Origin of the sequence: Fuscovulum sp. (genome assembly GCA_035192965.1) — a bacterium.
Taxonomy (GTDB): Bacteria; Pseudomonadota; Alphaproteobacteria; order Rhodobacterales; family Rhodobacteraceae; genus Paragemmobacter.
Map to the genome: position 1 here is coordinate 2,898,714 of CP136571.1, position 20,053 is coordinate 2,918,766.

The following is a 20,053-nucleotide window of genomic DNA, read 5'->3' on the forward strand; positions in this document are numbered from 1 at the left end:
CCATGGTGCTCGACGCCTTCCGCGCGCGGCTCGGGTCGATCATCGGTGGCTTCGACGCCGCACAGTCCCACCGCCGCATGCGCGGGTTCCGCGCCACCCGGGCGCACGTGAACACGCTGATCGCCGCCTCGGGCGAGACGATCACCGCCCGCGCGCGGTGGCTGGTGCGCAACAACGGCTATGCCGCCAATGCGGTCGATGCCTTCGCGAACCACGTCGTCGGCGATGGGATCAAGCCCTCGTCGAAGATTACCGATGCCGCAAAGAAGGAGGAGTTGCAGAAACTCTGGCTGGCCTGGACCGACGAGGCCGATGCCGAGGGCCTGACCGACTTCTTCGGCCTCCAGCGCCGGGCGGCCCGCGAGGTGTTTCTGGCGGGCGAAGTCTTCCTGCGCATCCGCGCACGGCGGCCAGAGGACGGACTGACCGTGCCGATGCAGCTGCAGATGCTGCCCTCTGAGATGCTGCCCCAGGACAATACACGCGTTCTTCCAGGCGCGGGATCGATCCGGCAGGGGATCGAGTTCGACGGCATCGGGCGCCGCGTGGCCTACCACTTCCTGCGTCGCCATCCGGGGGACATGACCGATCCGGGGCTGGCCGGGGAAACGGTGCGCGTTCCGGCCTCGGAGGTCATTCACATCCTCGACCCCGTCGAGGCGGGCCAGTTGCGCGGCGTGTCGCGCTTCGCCGCAGCGGTGGTGAAGCTCTTTACCCTCGACCTCTACGACGACGCGGAACTGGAGCGAAAGAAGACCGCGGCGATGTTCGCCATGTTCATCACCTCCCCCGCCCCCGAAACGGCCCTCGATCCGGCGGAGGACGATCTCGAGGTGGAGCCCGGCCAAGTGGTGCGGCTGGATCCGGGCGAGGATGTCACCACGCCAGCGACGCCAGATTCCGGCAGCACCTATGAGCCGTTCCAGTACCGCACCCTCCTGCAGATCGGCGCGGCGCTGGGCGTGCCCTATGGCTATCTGACCGGCGACACCGCCAAGGGCAACTTCTCGAACACCCGGATTGCCCTCGTCGACTTCCGGCGTCGCACCTCGGCCTTCCAGCATTCGGTGATGGTCTATCAGCTCTGCCGCGCCGTCTGGACGCGCTGGATGGACATGGCGGTGCTGGCAGGCGCCATCGATCTGCCGGGCTATGCGACGGAGCGGCGCGCCTGGCTCGCTTGCGACTGGCTCCCCACGAAATGGGACTGGATCGATCCGGCCAAGGATGCGTCGGCCGAGATCCTCCAGATCGAGGCGGGACTGAAATCCCGCACGCAGGCTATCGCCGAGCGCGGCTATGACGCCGAACAGGTCGACCGAGAAATCGCGGCGGAACGCAAGCGCGAAGCGGACCTCGGCCTCGACTTCCGGCGGCCGGGATCGCCCGCACAGGCGGCAGAGGGTGGCGCTGCGCCCGGTGACACCGAGGGCCAGCGGCAGGATCCGCAGGAGGACGGCAATCCGGAAGAGGACGACGAGGACCGGGAACCAAGGCCCGCGGAGGACGCATGATGCACCACACCCAGATCGCCCAGCGCGTCTTCAACACCCCGCTGATGGTTGATCCCGCCAAGGCGCTGGCCTTCCTGACCGGCCTTGGGCCGCGGATCACCGGCGGCGAGATCAGCATCGAGGGTATGGCAGTGGATCCCGCGGATCAGGCTGCTGCCACCCTGCCCGCCCGTGCGTCACTCTTCGGCGACGACCTGACCAATCGCCAGGCGCGAAACGGTGGCCAGCCCTTCGCCATCGTGGACGGGATCGCTGTCATCGAGATTGCGGGCACGCTGGTGCATCGCGGGGCCTGGATCGGGCAATCCTCCGGCCTGTCCTCCTATGAGGGGATCGCGGCGCAGTTGCAGGCGGCCCTTTCCGATCCCGCGGTCCGTGGCATTGCCCTCGACATCGACAGCTTCGGTGGCGAGGTGGCCGGTGCCTTCGACCTCGCCGACCGCATCCGAGCCGCGCGTCAGGTGAAACCCGTGCAGGCCTTCGTCGCCGACCACGCTCTCTCGGCCGCCTATGCGCTCGCCTCCCAGGCCGACCGGATCATTCTGCCCCGCACCGGCGCGGTCGGCAGCATCGGCGTCGTGGCCATGCATAGCGATATGAGCGGGGCGCTGGACCAGAAGGGGATAGCCGTCACGCTGATCCATGCCGGGGCCCGCAAGGTCGATGCCAACCCCTATCAGCCCCTGCCCGAGGCCATCCGCACCCGGATCGCGGGTGAACTCGAGGATTTGCGCCAGCTCTTCGCCGAAACCGTCGCCGAAGGTCGCGGCCGCCGCCTCGACACCCTGCGGGCGCTGGGCACCGAGGCTGCCGTGTTCCGCGGCGAGGCGGCGGTATTCGCCGGTCTCGCCGATGAGGTGGCCGATCCCGTCACCGCCTTCCGTGCTTTCGCCGCCGCACCTCGCGGCACATCCACACCCAGAGGAAAGGGCCCGATGATGACCACCGCCCCCGAAGATCATGCACAGTCTCCGGTCGCGCCAGCTGCCAGCACCCCGCAGGAACCGGCCCCGCCCGCGCCAGTCGCACCGCCGCAAACCGCGGCGGCCGCGATGCCTCCCGAAGCAATCCGGGCCGAAGCGGCCGAGGTCGCGCAGGTCTGCGCGCAGGCCGCGCGCCTTGGCATCCAGATCGACGCTGCAGATGCGGTCGCCAAGGGCGTGAAGCCCGAAGCCCTGCGCGCCAAGGTCCTGGCCGATCTCGCAGCACGCAGTGACGCCGCGGGCATCATCGCCACCGCCCCCGCGGCGGGCGTCAAGGAAAGCCCCATCGTCGCGGCCGCCAAGAAATCCGCCGCCGCCTCGCGCTGATCCCGGCGCTCCCCATCCCCCAACATCCTGGAGACTGAACAATGCCCGTCCTGACAAAACCGCCCAACATGGGCGATGTCCTCAAATATGAGGTCAACCCGAACTACACCCGCGAGGTGATCACTCTGGCCGCAGGGATGCCCTACCCGGTGGGTTCTGTCCTCGGCCGCATCACTGCCAGCGGTAAGTACAAGCTCGCCACCAGCGGCGGCACCGATGGCGCCCAGACCGCCACCGCTGTGCTGCTTTATGCCGTGGATGCAACCCTGGCAGATGCGGAAGGCATTGTTGTCGCCCGTGGCCCCGCGATCGTCTCGCGTGCAGAGCTCGCCTATGACGCCACCGTCGATGACGCGGCGAAGATCACCACCAAGATCGGCCAGCTGGCCGCAGCAGGCATCATCGCCCGCGATGGCGTCTGACGCCAACTAGCCAGCCGCGCCCCTCCCCTCATCCCCCGGAGCACCCTATGACCCTCGTCCGCAATCCCTTCGACGCTGGCGGCTATTCGCTGGCCGAGATGACGCAGGCCATCAACATCCTGCCCAACCTCTATACCCGCCTCGCCCAAATCGGCCTCTTCCGTTTCGAAGGGGTCAGCCAGCGCTCGGTCATCATCGAGCAATACGAAGGCGTCCTCAGCCTGCTGCCTTCCGTCCCGCTCGGCGGCCCCGCCACGGTCGGAACCCGCGAGGGTCGGTCCATGCGGTCCTTCGCCCTGCCGTGGATCCCGCATGACGATGTGGTCCTCCCTGCCGACATCCAAGGCGCCCCCGCGCTGGGCGCCGCGTTCGATGCCGCCGATCCCCTCGTCGAGGTGATGAACCGCAAGCTGCTCCTGATGCGTCGCAAGCACGCCCAGACCCGCGAATACATGGAGATGAATGCGCTCCGCGGCATCGTGAAGGACGGCTCCGGGACAACCCTCTACAACTACTTCACCGAGTTTGGTCTCGCGCAGATCTCGGTCGACTTCGTCCTCGGTACCGCAGGCACGAACGTGCAGGGCAAGGTGCGCGAGGTGCTGCGCGCCATCGAGGACAACCTGCTGGGCGAGGCAATGACCAGCGTACATGCGCTGGTCAACCGCGAATTCTTCGACAAGCTGATCGCGCATCCGAAGACGGAAGAAGCCTACAAGTTCTACGCCTCGACCGGCGCCCAGCCGCTGCGCGAGGATGTGCGGCGCAACTTCCCCTTCGGCGGGATCCTGTTCGAGGAATACTCCGGCACCGTGACCCTCTCCACGAAGGCGACCGAACGGCTGGTCCCGGCGAACGAGGGCGTCGCCTTCCCCTTGGGCACCATGGACACCTTCACCACCTATGGCGGCCCGGCGAACCTTCTGGAAACCGCCAACACCATCGGCCTGCCGCTCTACGCCCGCCAGCACCTCGACGAGAAGGGCCGCTGGATCGACGTGATGACTGAGGCCTCGATCCTACCGGTCAACAAGCGGCCGCGGCTGGCCGTGCGGATCCACAGCTCGAACTGACGGGCCCACCCATGTCTGTCTTCGCCGCCGCCATGGACCGCATCTTCATCCAAGCCTCCATGGCGGTCCCGGCCCTCTGGATCTCGGCCACGACATCCGAGGAACGGCCGATCCGCATCATCCGCCGCGCGCCCGACCGCGTCACAGACTTCGGCGCTGGGCGCTTCGTCAGTGAGACGACGGTGGTGGATGTGCGCGTGACCGACCTCCCCGCCCCGCGCCCGGGCGACGTGATCGTCATCGGCGCCGACAGCCATGTGATCCAGGGGGAACCGCTGCGAGATCGGGAACGGCTGATCTGGACCCTCGACCTGAGGCCAGCATGAAGCTTAAGCTCGAGATCGATCCTGACATCGTTGCAATGCTGGCCGCCGAAATCCGTGCGGGCGAGAAGGCCGTCACCACCGCCATGCGCGAGGCGGGTGCGGGCCTGAAATCCGCCTGGCGCGGCCAGATTACCGGCGCGGGGCTTGGCACCCGGCTCGGCAACTCGATCCGGCTGGCCACCTATCCCAAGGGCGGCGAAAGTCTGAACGCCGCGGCGCTGGTCTGGTCGAACGCGCCGGTGATCGTCGGCGCGCATGATGCGGGGCCGCTGATCAGGGCAAAAGGAGGCCGCTGGTTGGCCATCCCCACCCCAGCCGCGGGGAAAAGTACGAAAGGTGGCCGTATCACTCCCGACGAATGGGAACGCCGCACGGGGTTGCTCCTGCGGTTTGTCTATCGACGCCGCGGGCCGAGCCTGCTGGTGGCGGAGGGGCGGCTGAACAGCAAGGGCCGCGCCGTTGCATCGCGAGCGAAGACCAGACGCGGGCTGACTACCGTGCCGATCTTCCTACTGGTTCCGCAGGTCAAGCTGAGGAAGCGACTGGATCTGGCGCGGGATTCCGTGCGGGCCATCGACGGCGTGCCAGGGCGGATCATAGCGGGGTGGGCACCAATAGGCTCGCCAAGGTGAGAGGCCTGCGGCTCCAGTCTTGGCGCTACGCCGCATCGTCCTCATCATGTTCCACGCTTTCGGCAATGCGCAGTTCGGCAACGTCGTCGGTGAAATCGGTGAAGAAGTTCAGCTGTGGGTCGTCCCGATGAACCTTGTTCATTCTATCGACATCACAGACCGCCCTGTAGACATCGCTGGCAATCGCATCGCGCCTCTGTTTGACAGACTTCTGGCGAAGCGATGGTGAGCCACCCGTGTCCGTGTCAAAGTAGTGTTTGATGGCCTCACCGCCCTCAAACAGCGTGGCCGACTGAAATGCCCGATACGTGAAGCGTCCATCTTCGTCCCACCGCTTGGCCTGGCGCAGAGACTGGGTCACTTGCCGTCGTAGCATCTGCTTTACATCGACCGGGTTCGGTACGAGCCGACGGTTCGACAAAGCCCAGTCGACGAATTCACCCGGATCCGCCGACTCGTAGCCCGTTTCAGCAACCCACTCTTCCCAAAGGTTCACAACCTGCTCGCTGAAGTTTGCCATGTTTCGGCCTCCTCAAAGTTCCACGCGGGCGACTTCATCCCACCCGTCGACAGCTTCCCACTCTTTCAGGAAAGCTCGAATGCTTGTCTGATACTTACGCAACCAGTTGTGGCGGTTCGTCTTGTGTTGGATCTGCCCAATGATGATTGCCGGATGGATCTGGGCCCGCGCTGCAAATGCGCGGACGTCCTTTTCGGAAATGTAGGGACTCTTTCTAAGAATGAAGGACTGCAACATCGCCTGATCGACGCAGAAATCAGCCGCTGCGGCATTTGCGAGCTTTTCACATTCCGGTAGATCAGGGTTTCCTGAACCCAGATTTCCATCAAAATCGTCAATTGGTGCGAAAGTATCTTCGCGGCCATCGCCGCGAAGAACGTGCTCGATCTCATGGCGCAAAACAAAGCAAAGGTTATCGATCCGATCTAGCCGGTTGGTGAGACCGATCACCGGCTGATCATCAAGCCAAGTGCAAACGCCATCAATCTTCGATCCGGCGATCTGTTCGACGAGGACCAGCCTTACGCCACACTTCTTCAACAGGGCTGGAATTCTTGGCAGATCATCGGGATCGATGAAATGCGACCGAAGAGTTGAAAGAACACCTCGCAGGGCATCCTCGGAATACTTCGGGCAATCAATGGTTCGCGCAACACTTCGGACGCGATGAAGCCACACATACTGGCCCGGAAGAATTTCCGAATACGAGGTTTTGCGAGCGGCGTGAGCAATGACTGGCGCTTCACTGACGAACGGAACCTCATCACGGCGGTTCTTGCCAAAAAATCGCACCATCTGCACATCAAGCAGGCTGCTCTCGGTATCTTCGATCCAGCCGCGCTTAATCATCTCGCGAACTGGAAACACCGCAGCCCAAGATGCTCGTGTCCGCACGCCGGGATCCGCTTTCTTTGCGCGACCCAAATCGTACTGTTTCTGCAGATTCATGAAGAATTCTGCAGGCATGTCGAAGGCGTCTCCCAGCATGTTCGCGGAGTCAGGCGTAACGTCCGTCTTACCCTTGATAAGACGATTCAACTGGCTGACATCCCATCCCAATACGAATGCCAAGTCAGCCTGCGACCAGCCCCTCGCTTCAAGTTCTTCGGCAATGAACTCCCCAGGATGCTCCGAAGGTAGGATTTCAAGACTGGCCATCAGTGATAGTCCTCAATGCTCAATATCGTGATCGTCGGCGGTTTGGTCCCTTCTTCCAGGCTGAAAACCAGTCTGAATTGGTCGTTCAGACGCACAGACCGCTGACCATCTCGTCCCCCTCTAAGCTTCTCGTAGTGCAGACTCTTCCAGTTCCGCAGCGACCTCTCATCTGGTGCGGCACGAAGCACTGTGAGCTTTCGCCGCGCAGACTTGATGATTGCCACCGAAAGACGCGTGGTCCCGGCTTGATCGGTCTCGATGAGCGCAAGTGTGGCATCAGCGAATACTACTTCCATTGCCATCTTCTACCGCTCCGCGCGCCGCCGCGCAACGACAAATTGACTAGGTAAGTCAATTTTAGATTTATGTCGCAAATACTGATAGTTAAGACAATTTCGTAATGCCCACCACCCGCAAAACCGTTCTTACCGCGCTGCACGCGCGGTTGCAGCCGCTTGCCGCCCTCACCCTACGAGACGAGGTGCTGCCCGAGCGGATCCCCAGGACCGGGTTGATCATCCTGCGCGACGGCCAGCCGGGCGAGCCGGAAGTGACGCTGTCGCCGCTGCGCTACCACTACCAGCACCGGGCTGAGCTGGAGGTCGTCGTCCAGGCGGGCACCGGCCGGGCCAGCGCTTTCGACGACCTGATCGCCGCCATTGGCGCGGCGCTGGAGGCCGACCGGACGCTCGGCGGCCTCTGTGACTGGGTTGAACCCGAGGCCCCGGCGACCGTCGATCTGCCCGTCGAAGGCGCGGCCACCCTGAAGGCGGCGGTGATCGCCGTCGTCTTGAACTACACCACCACCGGCCCTCTGGCCTGACACCTAACATTCGAGGAGACCCCCCATGGCACGTGCGCAAGGCGCGCGGGCGCAGATGGCGCTTGCGTTTGAAACGAGTTACGGCACCCCGCCCGCGGGCGGGTTCACGAAGATGCCGTTTGCCAGCACCACGCTGGGGTCGGAACAGCCGCTCCTGAACAGCGAGCTTCTGGGCTACGGCCGCGACCCGCTGGCGCCGATCAAGGACGCGGTAACTGCGGACGGCAACGTGGTCGTGCCGATCGATGCGTCGGCATTTGGCTTCTGGCTGAAGGCCGCCTTTGGGGCACCTGTGACCACCGGCGCTGCACCGGGCTCCTTCACCCACGAGTTCCGCTCCGGCGCCTGGTCCTTGCCGTCGATGTCCATCGAGACCGGCATGCCGGAGGTGCCGCGCTATGCCATGTATTCCGGCTGCGTCCTCGACAGCCTCAACTGGCAGATGCAGCGGTCCGGCCTGCTGACCGCGACGGCAAGCCTCGTGGCGCAGGGCGAGGCCATCGCCAGCACCTCCGCCTCAGGCACGCTGGCCGACCTCGACCTCCAGCGCTTCGGCCACTTCAACGGAGGGGTCACGCGCAACGGCCAGCCCCTCGGCAACATCATCTCAGCCGAGATCACGTACGCCAACAATCTGGACCGGGTGGAGACCATCCGCTCGGACGGCCGGATCGACGGGGCGGACCCGTCCATCGCCGCGCTGACCGGCAAGATCGAAGTGCGCTTCGCCGATCAGGTGCTGGTGAACCAGGCCATCGCTGGCGATCCCTGCGCGCTGACCTTCGCCCACAGCCTGCCCTCGGGGGAGAGTTTCAGCTTCACGGCGCATGCCGTCTATCTGCCGCGTCCCCGGATCGAAATCCCGGGGCCGCAGGGCATCCAGGCCACCTTCGACTGGCAGGCCGCGCGCGACGCCACGCTGGGGCGGATGTGCACTGCGACGCTCGTCAACGACATCGAGGAATACTGATCATGCTGCGTCTGAACCTCGCCCGTGAGGCCTGTTGGATCGACCTTGCACTGGGTGTGCGCGTCAAGGTCGAGCCCCTGACGACGGCCATAATGGTTGCTGCACGTACCGACCCGGCCGTGCGCACCATCGCCCCCGGCACGCCTGACGACAGCATCGCGGTGATCTTCGCCAAAGCCATCGCCACCCGCGCCATCGTCGATTGGGAGGGTGTAGGAGACGCGGATGGGGTTCCCATCCCGGTCAGCCCCGAGGCCATCGATGCCCTTCTCGATCTCTGGCCGATCTTCGAGAAGTTCCAGACGGCCTATGTCGCCAAGGGTCTGGAGCTCGAGGCGGAAAAAAACGCCTCGGCGCCCTCGCCGACTGGGTCTTCGGTGGGGGCGAAGGATACTGCCAGGCCTGTGAAGGGCGCTGCCAGGAATGTCCGCAAATCCTGAACGCCCCCCTGAGCCTCGAGGGCTGGCAGGTCTGGGATCTGGCGCAGCGCATGGGCGGCCAGATCCGGGCCGTTCCCGGCGCTGTCCTTGGGTGGGACATGACAGCCGCATTGGCCATGGCCTCTGCCATGGGCATTTCCCCACGCGCCGTCGTCGAACTGCTGCCCGCAATCGAGGCCGCGATGGTGCGCAAGCTGAACGAAGAGAGAGAAGGTCGCCGCTATGGCTGAGAAACGGGTCTCTGTCCGCCTCGCTGCCGTCGGCGGCCGCCAGGTCCGCGCCGAACTGGAGGGGATCGGCGATGCCGGGACGCGGGGCTTCGGCCGTCTGTCGCGCGAGATGGAGGCTGCGAACACCCGGCTGGCGGCCTTCGCGCGCCGCGCCGGGATCGCCATGGCTGCGGCCGCCTCTGCCGCCACGGCGGGGCTCGGCCTGATCGTGCGCAACGCGGCCCAGAGCGCCGACCAGATCCGGCAGTTCGCGCAAGTCGCCAATGCCACGCCCGAGAGCTTCCAGCGCTGGGCGGCCGGGGCACGCACGGTCGGGGTAGAGCAGGAGAAGCTGGCGGACATCCTCAAGGACGTGAACGACCGGGTCGGGGATTTCCTGCAGACCGGCGGCGGTCCGATGAAGGATTTCTTCGAGCAGATCGCGCCGCGCGTGGGCGTCACGGCCGAGGAGTTCGCACGCCTCTCGGGGCCGGAAGCGCTGCAGCTCTACGTGACCTCGCTCGAGAAGGCGGGACTCAGCCAGCAGGAGATGACCTTCTATCTCGAGGCCATGGCCTCAGACGCCACACGCCTTCTGCCGCTCCTGCGCGATGGCGGGGCCGAGATGATACGCTTCGGTGATCAGGCGCGTTCCGTTGGTGCGATCCTCGACGGCGAGGCACTTTCCTCGCTGCGCCAAACCCAGATCGCGCTGGGCAGTCTCGGCATGGTCTTCGACGGGATCCGCAACCAGATCGCCGTGGCCGTCGCGCCTGCCGTGACCTGGCTGGCAGAGGCCTTCGTGACATTGGCATCTGAGGGCGGCGCACTTCGGACGGCCCTCGATACGCTGGGCGAAAACATCGGCCGCATGGCGTCTTATACCGCGGCCTTCGTGGGCGTGATGGCGGGGCGCTGGGTGGCGGGACTGGCCGCCGCGGCACTTTCTGTCCGCGGGCTCGCGACCGCGCTTGTCGTCCTGCGCGGCGCACTGATCCGCACCGGCATCGGGGCGCTCATCGTGGGTGTGGGCGAGTTGATCTTCCAGTTCGGACGGCTGGTGCAGGGCACGGGCAGCGTCGGGGCCGCGCTGGGCCTCTTGGGCGATCTCGCCCGTGAGGTCTGGGATCGCATGAAGCTCGGCATGGTCGCGTTGGGTCTATCGATCATGGCGGGCTGGGCCGAGATCAGCGCAGGCATCACCGCCGCCTTGCAGACCGGTCTCGAGGCGGTGGTGGGATTCGGGAACGCGACGCTGAACACCTTCCAGGGGGCGATGGAGGCGGTGAAGGTCCTCTGGTCGGCTCTGCCTGCCACCATCGGCGAGTTCGCCTATGGCGCGGCCAATGCGCTGATCGGCGGGGTCGAGGCCATGCTGAACGGCGTGGCCGCGCGCATCGACGGCTTCCTTGAAGGGATCAATGCCGGTCTCGACGTGCTGGGCATCGAGAAGCGCGTGCCGCTGATCGGCACCATCGAACTGGGCGGGATCGAGAACCCCTTTGAGGGCGCCGCAGCGAATGCTGGGGCCGAGGCGCGTGCGGCTTTCGAGGCCGCGTTCAACAACGATCCCATCGCGCCGCCCGATCTGGGGCTGACCGCCGCAGCCGAGGCGGCGCGGGGCGAAGCGGCGCGACTGCGCGACATGATGGGTGAGGTGGCAACGGCCGTGACCGCGCCCCTGCAGTCTGTCGAGGCCCTGCGGGACGCCGTCTCGGCCTCGGGCACGGACGCCGCCACCGGGCTCGTGGATGCGCGCACGGCCGCGACAGGTCTTGGCGCCGCCCTGCAGGGGGCGGGCGAAGCCGCGGAAGCTGCGGGCAGTTCGGGGCGCGGCGCGGGCAACGCGCTGCGAGAGGGGGCAGACGCGGCCAAGGACGCCTGGGAGGCTACAGCCGAGGCGGTGCGCAAGGCGCAGGAGAAGTCGCGCGAGATCGCGCAAGGCCTCGCGCAGGACATCACCGGCCCTATTAAGGAGGCCCTGACTTCGGGCGAGTTCACCTGGGAGACCTTCGCCGGGGCGATTTCGCGGATCGCGCAGAACCTCGCCACACGGCTGATCGATCTCGCCTTCAAGCCAATCGAGAATGCCCTCATCAACGCCTTCTCGGGCGGCGGCGGCTTCTTCGGGAGCCTCTTCGGCTTTGCCAAGGGCGGGGTCTTTGCCGGTGGCGCAGAACTGACCGCCTTCGCCCGGGGCGGTGTGGTGAACCGGCCAACGGTGTTTCCGTTCGCCAAGGGCGTGGGCCTGATGGGTGAGGCTGGGCCCGAAGCCATCCTGCCCTTGCGCCGGGGCAAGGGCGGCAGGCTCGGCGTCGAGATGAACGGCGATGGCGCAACTGCGGCATCCTCCATGTCGACGCGGATCATCAACGTGCTCGACCCGTCCGTCGTCGGCGACTACCTCGCAACGCCCTCGGGGGAGCGGGCGATTCTGAACGTGATCCGCCGAAACCGGGGTGCCATCAATGCCTGAGCTCTGGCCCTTTCCGGCGACCCAGGAGATCACCGAGGTGCTGGAATGGCGCACGGATGTGCTGCAGTCCCAGGCGGGCGAACAGCGTATCGCGCTCCGGTCCCGCCCGCGCGAGATCGTCACCTTCCAGCATCGCTGTGACGTGCTGGGCATGGCTCGCGCGGCAGAACTGGTGCGGGCGGGGTTTGTCGGCGAATGGAGGGTGCCGCTCTGGCACATGGCGGTCCAGCCGACGGCGGATCTGGTGCAAGGGGCGACGGAGATTGCCGTCGACACCACGACGGTGGATTTCCGGGCGGGGGATGCTGTGGTCCTCGCGGTGGATGGGCGCGAGGCGTCTCTCGCGGAGATCGCTAATGTCGAGGCGGATCGGCTGATCCTGGCGGAACCGCTGGGCGCGCAGTTGCCCATGGCCTTCGTCGCGGCCCCACGGATCGCCGTTGCGCCGGTGCGATCAGGGATCCTGACTGCTCCTGTCGAGATCACACGTCGTCGCCAGAATGACGGGATAGTCTACGCCACCTTCCTGCTGCGCGATGCTCCGGATCTGACCGCGCCGGTCATGCCGACCTATCTCGGCCGCGCGGTCCAGATCGACCCGAGTCTCACCCGTTCGCCGATCACCGCTAACCTGCGCCGCGCCGTGGAATACGTCGACAACGGCTTCGGGCCGGTCGTGGTCGAACCTCTGCGGGATCTGTTCGAACGCGGCGAGGCGATCACCCTGAAGGCGCAAGGTGCGGCGGAACGTTGGGCGTTGCGCCGCTGGCTGTGGTCGTTGCGAGGCAGGCAAACCAGCTTCTGGTTGCCGACCTGGGGGCGCGAATTGCAACTGCGCGCGGCCATGACCTCCGGGTCCACGCTGATGCGCGTGGCGCCGGTCGCGGAACTGGCGGGTTATGTGGCGCGCGCGATCCTTCTCGAGATGCCGAGCGGGTTCCGGTTCCGGACGATCAACGCGGCTGTGGCGGATGGCGCGGATCATCGGCTGACACTGTCTTCGAGCCTCGGCGAGCCCGTGGTCATCGGGACGAAAGTGCATTTCCTGACGCTGGTGCGGTCGGATGCAGATCGGATCGAGATCCGGCATGGGGCCGTGGCGAGCGAGGTGAGCCTGCCGGTCGTGGAGGTTCTGGAATGACCTACGCCACCATCGAGTCCTCAACCGCCGAGGGCCGCCCCTACTACCTCTACCAGTTCGTCGAGGGCGATCAGGTCTGGCGCTTCACCAGCCGGGCCACCGACTGGACCAGCGCAGCAAGCGAGGGCGACGCAATCACCTGGGAAGCCGCCGCCATTTCCCACGGCGATGTGGTGCAAACGAGCGAGATCGAGCGCGGGCGGCTGGAACTGACCTGGCCGATCTCGAACCCGTTCGCGCGCCGGTTCCTTGCGCCCTTGGGCAATACACCGGTGACACTGACCATCTTCCGGGGTCATGAGCAGGTGCTGGGCGAGACGGTCGCACATTGGAAGGGTCGCGTGGTAGGGGCCGAGATCGAGGGCGTACGGATCCTACTGAACTGCGAGTCCGTCTTCAGCACCCTGCGTCGGGCCGGGGTCCGCGCAAAGTACCAGCGGCTCTGCCGCCACGCGCTCTACGGCCGTGGCTGCGGGCTCGACATCGGTTTCCACTGGCAGACCGGCACCGTGACGGCCGTCGCATGCAATTCCCTGACCATCCCGGAGGCGGCGGCACAACCCGACGGCTGGTTCCGCGGCGGCGTGCTGCGGTTCGGGGCGCAGCTTGGGTTCATCACCGGCCATGTCGGATCGACCCTGACCCTGTCACGCCCGATGCCGGAACTGGCGGCGGCGCTGGCCTCACCCGAGACCGACCCCGAGTCCGGCGATCCGCTGCCCCTCGTCGCCGACATCGCTCCCGGCTGCGATCTGCGCGCGGCCACCTGTGCGGCCAAGTTCGGCAACCTCGCGAACTTCGGCGGTTTCCCCGAGATCCCCGGCCGCAACCCGTTCGGCGGCAGTTCCATCGTCTGAGCATCATCCATGGTCTGGACCTTCATCGCGCGGCTCGTCCTAGGGCTCGTGCTTTCCGCGATTTCTTATGCGCTGAGCCCGCGGCCTAAGGTCGAGAAGCCTCAGGCTGCGGGGCTAGACGATTTCACGCTGCCGACGGCCGAGGAAGGGCGTCCGATCCCGGTCGTCTTTGGCACCGTCCTGATCACCGGCCCAAACGTCGTCTGGGCCGGAGACCTGAAGGTCGATCCCATCAAGAAGAAAGGTGGCAAGAAGTGACCCGCGTGATGATCCAGGACCTGCGCGCCGCACGCTACTGCCTTGCAGGCGTGCGACCATGGTTTCGGCGGCATGGGCTCGACTGGCAGGCGTTTCTGGACAGCGGCATCGAGGCCGACACCTTGCGCGCCACGGGCGATGCGCTGGTCGAACCGGTGATCCTGCAGGCCGAACTGCGAGAGGCGGTGTCGAACGCGGAGGCGGGCGATGGGCGGTAGGAGCAAGGCGCAGACCGTCGGCTACCGCTATTCGCTGGGGGTCCATCTGGCACTCTGCCACGGGCCGGTCGATGCGATCCGCGAGATCCTCGTCGACCGTCGCACCGCCTGGTCCGTCACGACCGGCGGGGGTTCTTCCGGAGGCGGCGGTGCGGCAGTCGAGACGCGCATCGGTTCGGTCAATGGCATGGCCGCCACGGCCGCACTGGCAGGCGACTCTGGCGCGACCATCAGCTTCCCCGGCACCCGGGCGGGCGTGCGCATCGGGCAGGACTATCGCCTCGCCCTCGCCAATGGGTCGAGCCAGACGATCACCCTGCAGGCCGTCACCTTCGATGCGGCCGCCAACATCACGCGATGGACCGTGCTGCCCGAGGCCCTGAGTTTCGCCGCCCAGACCGTCGAGGTCTATGAAGCCACAACCGGTGCCAGCAGTACCGGTGCCGGTGGCGGGCGCATCCGGATCGACAAGCCCGACCTCTTCGGCGGGGAAAGCCGGGAGGGCGGCATCCGCGGCGATGTGGACGTGCTGATGGGCGGGCCGGGTCAGGGGGCGAACGACTATCTCGCCACGCGCATGGGCGGGGACGTGCCCGCCTATCGCGGTCTCTGCAGCCTCGTGCTGCGACAGGTCTATCTCGGAATCAACCCTTACCTGAAGCCATGGGCCGTGCGCGTGACCCGCGTGCTGACCGGCGAGGCCGGGACAGCGCAATGGTATCCCGAGAAGGCGGCCATCGTGCCCGAGGCCAGCATCTCGGATGCCGCGATCTACATGGCGCTCGATGTCTCGGGCTCCATGTCGGGAACCCGCATGTCGGCCCAGAAGGCAGGCGTCGCCGCGCTCATCCGCGAAATCGCGGCAGGCGCGGACCCTGATCGGCCGAACGACATCCGCATCGTCCTCTGGAACGTGGCCGTCGCCGCATCCATCGAACGGCGCGACATGGGGCCTGCGGACTATGCCGCGCTCGAGACCTGGATGCTCGGGCTCTCGAACTTCACCAATGGCGGCACCAGCTTCAACGCGGCCTTCGCGGAGGCAAACACCTTCTTTGCAGGCGGCGGATCGAAGCGCCGGATCGTCATCTTCGTGACCGATGGGGAACCCGCACCTGTCTCCTCGGTCGATGCGGCGCTCGCGATCATCCGCACCCTGCCGCCCGCCGACATCTTCGGCTTCAACATCGCGCTGGCCGATACGTCCTACACGGCGCGCATCGACAACACGCCGGTCGACGGGGTGCCAGTGATCCCGCCCGGGAACCCGCAGGCGCTGGTCGCCTCCCTGCGCGGTGCATTCGGCAATGGCCCGGACATGAACCCGGCGCATATCATCCGGGAATGCCTGACCAACCGGGATTGGGGTCTGGGCTATTCCTCCGTCGAGATCGGGGCGAGTTTCACGGAGGCCGCAGATGCGCTTTACACCGAGAGCTTCGGCCTCTCGCTGATCTGGCAGCAGGACTCTTCCATCGAGGAATTCATCGCGAGCGTCCTCGACCATATCGACGCCACGCTCTTCATCGACCGGCGCACCGGCCTCTGGGAACTCAAGCTGATCCGGGCGGACTTTGTGGCTGCGACACTGCCCTTGTTCGACGAGACCAACGTCGTGGACTGGGGCCGCCTCGGCCGCCGGTCGCCTTCTGATCTGGTGAACAGCGTCACCGTCCGCTTCACCGATGCCTGGACCGATGACACGGGCGCGGTATCGGTCACCGACACCGCCCGCGTCCAGGCGATGGGCGAGGTGCTGGCCACCACCCTCGACTATCCCGGCATCCGCTATCAAGGGCTCGCTGTGCGCGTGGCCGAGCGCGACCTGCGCGCATTGTCCGCGCCGCTCCTGACCGGCGAAATCGTCGTCAACCGCGAGGGCGCGGACCTCGGGCCCGGTGACGTGATCCGTCTGCGCTCGTCGCGGCTGGGGCTCGATGACGTGGTGATGCGCATCTCCGAGATCGGCCAGGGCGACGGCCGCGACAATGGCATCCGGCTCAAGATCGCCGAGGACGTCTTCGCGCTAGGCGCCACCGCCATCGCGGGCGGGCGCATGCCCACGGGAACCGGTGTCGCCGCCCCGCCGAGGGCATTGGCCCGGCGCATGATCGAGGAAGCCCCGTACTGGCTTCTCGTCCGCGAACTTGGCCACAGCGAGGCCGACCGCCGCCTCGCCGAGGATCCGGATGCAGGCGCGCTGGTTGCGACCGGCGAACGCCCGAGCGCCGATGCTCTGGCGGCCCAGCTCTGGATCGATCCCGGCACCGGCCCTGCTCAGGAGGGGGTGGTGGCCTTCGCCCCGACGGCGCTGTTGGCCGCAGACGTTACCGACAGCCCGGAAGCACGGGTAATCCCAGTGACCGGCTGGCGCGATATCGGCGAGGTCGAGATCGGGACGCTCGCCAGTATCGGCGGCGAGCTGGTCCGCGTCGACGGGATCACGCCGACCACGATCACCGTGGGCCGGGGATGCCTCGACACCGTTCCGCGCGCGCATGCCTCTGCCACGCCGGTGATTTTCTTCGACGAAGTGGCGCGGATCACCGAAGACAGCTGGGCAGCGGGCGAGACGCTGGCAACCCGCCTCCTGCCCGAGACCGGACGCGGCACGCTGGCCTTTGCGCTGGCGCCGGAAGACGTGGTGACGCTCGACCGCCGCGCCATCCGGCCACTGCCGCCCGGGCGGGTGCAAGGCAACGGCAGCTACGCCCCCAATGTCGATGTGCTGGTCACAGGCTCTCTCGCCTTGACCTGGACGCATCGTGATCGGCTGACCCAGACGAGCCCCGTCATCGTCGATCACACCGGGGGCTCCATCGGGCCGGAGCCGGGGGTCGGCTATGTCATCGAGGTGCGCTGGGTGGATCCGGATAGCAGCATGGCCATGCTCCCCGCGGGCGTGGTGATCGATGCAGGGACCGCCTCCAGCTGGTCCCTCGCGCCCGAAGCCATTCCGGAACTCGGTGCACCGGACCGGACGGCCGAGGTCGAACTCGCGGTCCGGTCCCGGCGACTGGTCGAGGGCAGCTGGGTCACGGATCGGGAGGCGCGGTGGTTTCGGCTGACGGCGCCCTTCGCAGCCGGATGGGACCGAGGCTGGGGTTTCCTCTGGGGCTCCTGATCCCGGAATTCATGACAACGAACGAGGACAAGCATGCCGGAACGGATCATGCCGGGATTGGGGCTGCGCGCCTTCTACGATCCCGGCCAGCGCAACTGGGGCACAGGCCTCAGCGAAGACCTGCGCCGCCTCTCGGCCCTCGTGCAGGCCCGCGTCACATCCCGCACCACGCCGCTGCCCACCACCGGCAGCGCGGGCCAGATGCTGATCGTGCCTGCCGCGGCCGGGACCAATCCCAATGCGCTGGCGCTCTGGGACCAGTCGCCCGCTGGGGCCGCGGCATGGGTCACTCTCACTCCACAGGAGGGCTGGCAGGTCTGGGTCGCCGATGAGGCGCGGCATGTGCGCTTCACGGCCGGGGCATGGGTCGAGGTGCCGCGCCCCGGCATCGTGCGCATCCGGACCTTGACCGCCACCAGCCACACGCTGGAAGCCATCGATCTGGGAAGCATCCTCGAGACGACTGGGTCCTCGGCCGTCACCGTGACCATTCCACCCGAAGCGACCGTTCCCTTCGAGATCGGTTCGCTGATCAACGTGACACAGGTTGGCGCCGGGGTCGCGACGGTGGCAGCAGCAGCCGGGGTGTCGCTGAATGGGGTTGTGGGCGGTTCCGTTGCTCTCGACGGCCAATGGTCGGGGGCAGCACTCGTGAAGCGCGGCGCAGATGCCTGGATCATCCAAGGCGCGCTGGCAGGAGCCGTCGCATGAGCCTTCTGATGATGCGCGGCGCCATCCTCGCCCAAGGCGGGGATGCTGCGCCCCCGGTCGACATAGGCTCGGTCTGGCAGCTGGACACCACACGCCGTCCCTCCGGGTACACCCTGTCGAACGGCAACCAGACCGCCGTCAACACCTCGGGTGGAACGAACTACCTGCGTTGGGTGCCGACCGCCAAAGCAATCCTGCCGACAGACGGGCGGCGCTATTGGGAGGTTCTTTGTGCACCAGGGGCCGCCACCTTCGACGGCTACATGGGCGTCGTCGCGGCCGCACAGCGCGAGGAGTTCAACCTCGGGAACAACCCCATCACGTTGGGCTCGATCGGCTGGCGCGGCACCGGCGCGCTCTGGTCCTCGGCCACCGCAACCGCCGAACAGCGCCTGACCGGCCTGCCGACCTTCGGCGCGAACGATGTGCTGATGTTTGTCCTCGACCCGGCGCTGGGCCGCCTCTGGATCGGCAAAAACGGGATCTGGCGCGATGATCCGGTCAGCGGGGCTGCCACCTGGACTGCGGGCGGCAGCCCCGCTTTCTATCCGCAGATCCAGGGGCGCAATCCCGGCGATGGCGGCACGCTCCGCTCGCTGCCCTCCCAGTTCAGCTACCCAGTGCCCCCGGGCGTGACGGCGCTCGGCTATCTCGATCCCGATCTCCGCCTCTTCGACGCCGCGGCCTTCCTAGAGATCGGCTGGGATCGAGGCCTCAGCATCGCGGGTGCCTCCCTCTGGATCAGCCGGGGTGGCGGGATGCGTCTAAGCACCGCCGATGCTGCGCTCTTCCTCGAGCACGGTGGGGGGCGCGGCGCCACCTGGACCCAAGCCAACCTCTACATCGAAGTGGAATTGCCATGAGCTATATCCTGCACCTCGGCCACCAGCCGACCGACGTCTCGGGCATCTCCGGGCTTCTGAACACCACCGCCATCGGCTTTGATGCCAACCTCGACGTCAACGGCATCCGCTTCATCGCCTCGCGCAGCTATGCCATGCCGTTCTCCCTCGGGTTTGCGGCACCAACTGGCGATCTCTGGCTCGGCTTCCGCTATGTGCCGCCCAACGGGGATGCCGACATAATAACTGAAGGCAATGCAGGGTTCGTCGATTTCTACGACGCGAACCTCGTCCGGATCGCGCATATCCAGCCTCTCACCAGCACGCGCCGCTATCATGCCATCGCGCGAGGCGACACGGTCGTGCAGGGCAACTCGAGCTACAGCCCGCCGAATGGCCAGCCACAATGGGTCGATGTGCGCGTGGCGGTGGGGGCCAGCATCACCATCGACTTCTATGTCGATGGTGTGCTGCAAAGTTCGGCCACGGCCGCCAACACCCAAGGCAAGGGCAAGCCCGTCCAAATCGTCTTTCCGAATGTCGGGCTGCACGGCACCAGCAGCACCCGCACCTGGTACTATGCGCATTTCGCGGTGCTGGACGGCGTCTCGACCATCGGACGGCGCTTCGTGCGGCGTACACCCAATGCCATCGCGACATTCAGCCAGATGGCGGGCAGCATCGATGCCCTGAAGGACGAGGACGTCAGCACCCGTGTCTCCAGCAACGCGGCCGGGCAGCGACTGTCGTTTTCGCTCACGGGGCCGACCGGGCCTGCGGCGGTTGCAGCCATCGCGGGCGTGCATGTGAAGCAGGTCGCGCAAGCAGGGACAGTCGGGCCGCAGACGGTCGCGGGTTTCCTGCGCATGGGTGGGGTCAATCATGATGCGGCCCCGGTCACCGTGCCGTCACTTGCACCGAGGTCGGTCTATTCCACATGGGCGCTGAACCCCGCCGACAGCAGCGCCTGGACCAGCGTGACTCTACCCTCAGAAGTCGGGATCCTCTCCGCATGAGCCCGCGCCGTTC

The 20,053-nt window shown here is 66.5% G+C and carries 22 protein-coding genes; 19 read left to right on the forward strand and 3 right to left on the reverse strand.

Annotated elements, in window-relative coordinates; translation table 11 throughout:
- The first annotated feature begins 2 nt into the window (after positions 1-2).
- Genes RSE12_14190 through RSE12_14215 form a run of 6 tightly spaced genes read left to right on the forward strand, consistent with a single transcriptional unit; the run spans position 3 to position 5,277 of the window.
- A complete protein-coding gene (locus RSE12_14190; protein ID WRH61522.1) occupies positions 3-1,514 on the forward strand; it encodes a phage portal protein in 1,512 nt (503 codons plus the stop codon).
- Positions 1,514-2,824, forward strand: a complete 1,311-nt coding sequence (locus tag RSE12_14195; protein ID WRH64830.1) for a S49 family peptidase — start codon at positions 1,514-1,516, stop codon at positions 2,822-2,824. Before RSE12_14190 ends, RSE12_14195 begins: the two co-directional genes overlap by 1 nt.
- Before the next feature lie 41 nt (positions 2,825-2,865).
- Positions 2,866-3,246: a head decoration protein gene (locus tag RSE12_14200; protein ID WRH61523.1), complete on the forward strand. Its 381-nt coding sequence runs from the start codon at positions 2,866-2,868 to the stop codon at positions 3,244-3,246.
- Positions 3,247-3,293: 47 nt separating this feature from the next.
- Entirely contained in the window at positions 3,294-4,319 is a 1,026-nt protein-coding gene (locus RSE12_14205) for a major capsid protein (protein ID WRH61524.1), read from the forward strand.
- An 11-nt stretch (positions 4,320-4,330) separates the two neighbouring features.
- Complete coding sequence (locus RSE12_14210) at positions 4,331-4,645, forward strand: hypothetical protein (protein ID WRH61525.1); 315 nt, start codon at positions 4,331-4,333, stop codon at positions 4,643-4,645.
- Positions 4,642-5,277 carry a DUF6441 family protein gene (locus RSE12_14215; GenBank protein ID WRH61526.1) on the forward strand — a complete coding sequence of 212 codons (636 nt, stop codon included), beginning with the start codon at positions 4,642-4,644 and terminating at the stop codon, positions 5,275-5,277. Before RSE12_14210 ends, RSE12_14215 begins: the two co-directional genes overlap by 4 nt.
- A gap of 25 nt (positions 5,278-5,302) precedes the next feature.
- On the opposite strand, the gene RSE12_14220 is transcribed toward RSE12_14215, so the two are convergent.
- From RSE12_14220 to RSE12_14230, 3 genes are read right to left on the reverse strand one after another with little or no spacing between them, the layout of a single operon-like run.
- On the reverse strand, positions 5,303-5,797 hold the full coding sequence (locus tag RSE12_14220; protein ID WRH61527.1) for a hypothetical protein: 495 nt from the start codon (positions 5,795-5,797) through the stop codon (positions 5,303-5,305).
- 12 nt (positions 5,798-5,809) lie between these two features.
- Positions 5,810-6,955 (reverse strand): HigA family addiction module antitoxin, encoded by a 1,146-nt coding sequence (locus RSE12_14225; protein WRH61528.1) that lies wholly within the window; start codon positions 6,953-6,955, stop codon positions 5,810-5,812.
- Positions 6,955-7,257: a type II toxin-antitoxin system RelE/ParE family toxin gene (locus tag RSE12_14230; protein WRH61529.1), complete on the reverse strand. Its 303-nt coding sequence runs from the start codon at positions 7,255-7,257 to the stop codon at positions 6,955-6,957. Before RSE12_14230 ends, RSE12_14225 begins: the two co-directional genes overlap by 1 nt.
- A gap of 98 nt (positions 7,258-7,355) precedes the next feature.
- Between RSE12_14230 and RSE12_14235 the strand changes: the two genes are divergently transcribed.
- Genes RSE12_14235 through RSE12_14295 form a run of 13 tightly spaced genes read left to right on the forward strand, consistent with a single transcriptional unit; the run spans position 7,356 to position 20,040 of the window.
- Positions 7,356-7,778 carry an acyl-CoA transferase gene (locus RSE12_14235; protein ID WRH61530.1) on the forward strand — a complete coding sequence of 141 codons (423 nt, stop codon included), beginning with the start codon at positions 7,356-7,358 and terminating at the stop codon, positions 7,776-7,778.
- A 25-nt stretch (positions 7,779-7,803) separates the two neighbouring features.
- Positions 7,804-8,748 (forward strand): phage tail tube protein, encoded by a 945-nt coding sequence (locus RSE12_14240; protein WRH61531.1) that lies wholly within the window; start codon positions 7,804-7,806, stop codon positions 8,746-8,748.
- Positions 8,749-8,750: 2 nt separating this feature from the next.
- Positions 8,751-9,188, forward strand: a complete 438-nt coding sequence (locus tag RSE12_14245; GenBank protein ID WRH61532.1) for a hypothetical protein — start codon at positions 8,751-8,753, stop codon at positions 9,186-9,188.
- A gap of 50 nt (positions 9,189-9,238) precedes the next feature.
- Complete coding sequence (locus RSE12_14250; GenBank protein WRH61533.1) at positions 9,239-9,418, forward strand: hypothetical protein; 180 nt, start codon at positions 9,239-9,241, stop codon at positions 9,416-9,418.
- Positions 9,411-11,873, forward strand: a complete 2,463-nt coding sequence (locus RSE12_14255) for a phage tail tape measure protein (protein ID WRH61534.1) — start codon at positions 9,411-9,413, stop codon at positions 11,871-11,873. Before RSE12_14250 ends, RSE12_14255 begins: the two co-directional genes overlap by 8 nt.
- Positions 11,866-13,014 carry a hypothetical protein gene (locus RSE12_14260; protein ID WRH61535.1) on the forward strand — a complete coding sequence of 383 codons (1,149 nt, stop codon included), beginning with the start codon at positions 11,866-11,868 and terminating at the stop codon, positions 13,012-13,014. The genes RSE12_14255 and RSE12_14260 overlap by 8 nt, the downstream gene beginning before the upstream one ends.
- Entirely contained in the window at positions 13,011-13,871 is an 861-nt protein-coding gene (locus tag RSE12_14265; protein ID WRH61536.1) for a phage BR0599 family protein, read from the forward strand. The genes RSE12_14260 and RSE12_14265 overlap by 4 nt, the downstream gene beginning before the upstream one ends.
- 9 nt (positions 13,872-13,880) lie before the next feature.
- On the forward strand, positions 13,881-14,129 hold the full coding sequence (locus RSE12_14270) for a hypothetical protein (GenBank protein ID WRH61537.1): 249 nt from the start codon (positions 13,881-13,883) through the stop codon (positions 14,127-14,129).
- Between the two features lie 8 nt (positions 14,130-14,137).
- Positions 14,138-14,347: a hypothetical protein gene (locus RSE12_14275; protein ID WRH61538.1), complete on the forward strand. Its 210-nt coding sequence runs from the start codon at positions 14,138-14,140 to the stop codon at positions 14,345-14,347.
- Complete coding sequence (locus tag RSE12_14280) at positions 14,337-17,471, forward strand: phage tail protein (GenBank protein WRH61539.1); 3,135 nt, start codon at positions 14,337-14,339, stop codon at positions 17,469-17,471. Before RSE12_14275 ends, RSE12_14280 begins: the two co-directional genes overlap by 11 nt.
- A gap of 33 nt (positions 17,472-17,504) precedes the next feature.
- Positions 17,505-18,182 carry a DUF2793 domain-containing protein gene (locus RSE12_14285; GenBank protein ID WRH61540.1) on the forward strand — a complete coding sequence of 226 codons (678 nt, stop codon included), beginning with the start codon at positions 17,505-17,507 and terminating at the stop codon, positions 18,180-18,182.
- Positions 18,179-19,045, forward strand: a complete 867-nt coding sequence (locus RSE12_14290; GenBank protein WRH61541.1) for a hypothetical protein — start codon at positions 18,179-18,181, stop codon at positions 19,043-19,045. The genes RSE12_14285 and RSE12_14290 overlap by 4 nt, the downstream gene beginning before the upstream one ends.
- A complete protein-coding gene (locus tag RSE12_14295) occupies positions 19,042-20,040 on the forward strand; it encodes an FscB (protein ID WRH61542.1) in 999 nt (332 codons plus the stop codon). The genes RSE12_14290 and RSE12_14295 overlap by 4 nt, the downstream gene beginning before the upstream one ends.
- The last annotated feature ends 13 nt before the right edge of the window (positions 20,041-20,053 follow it).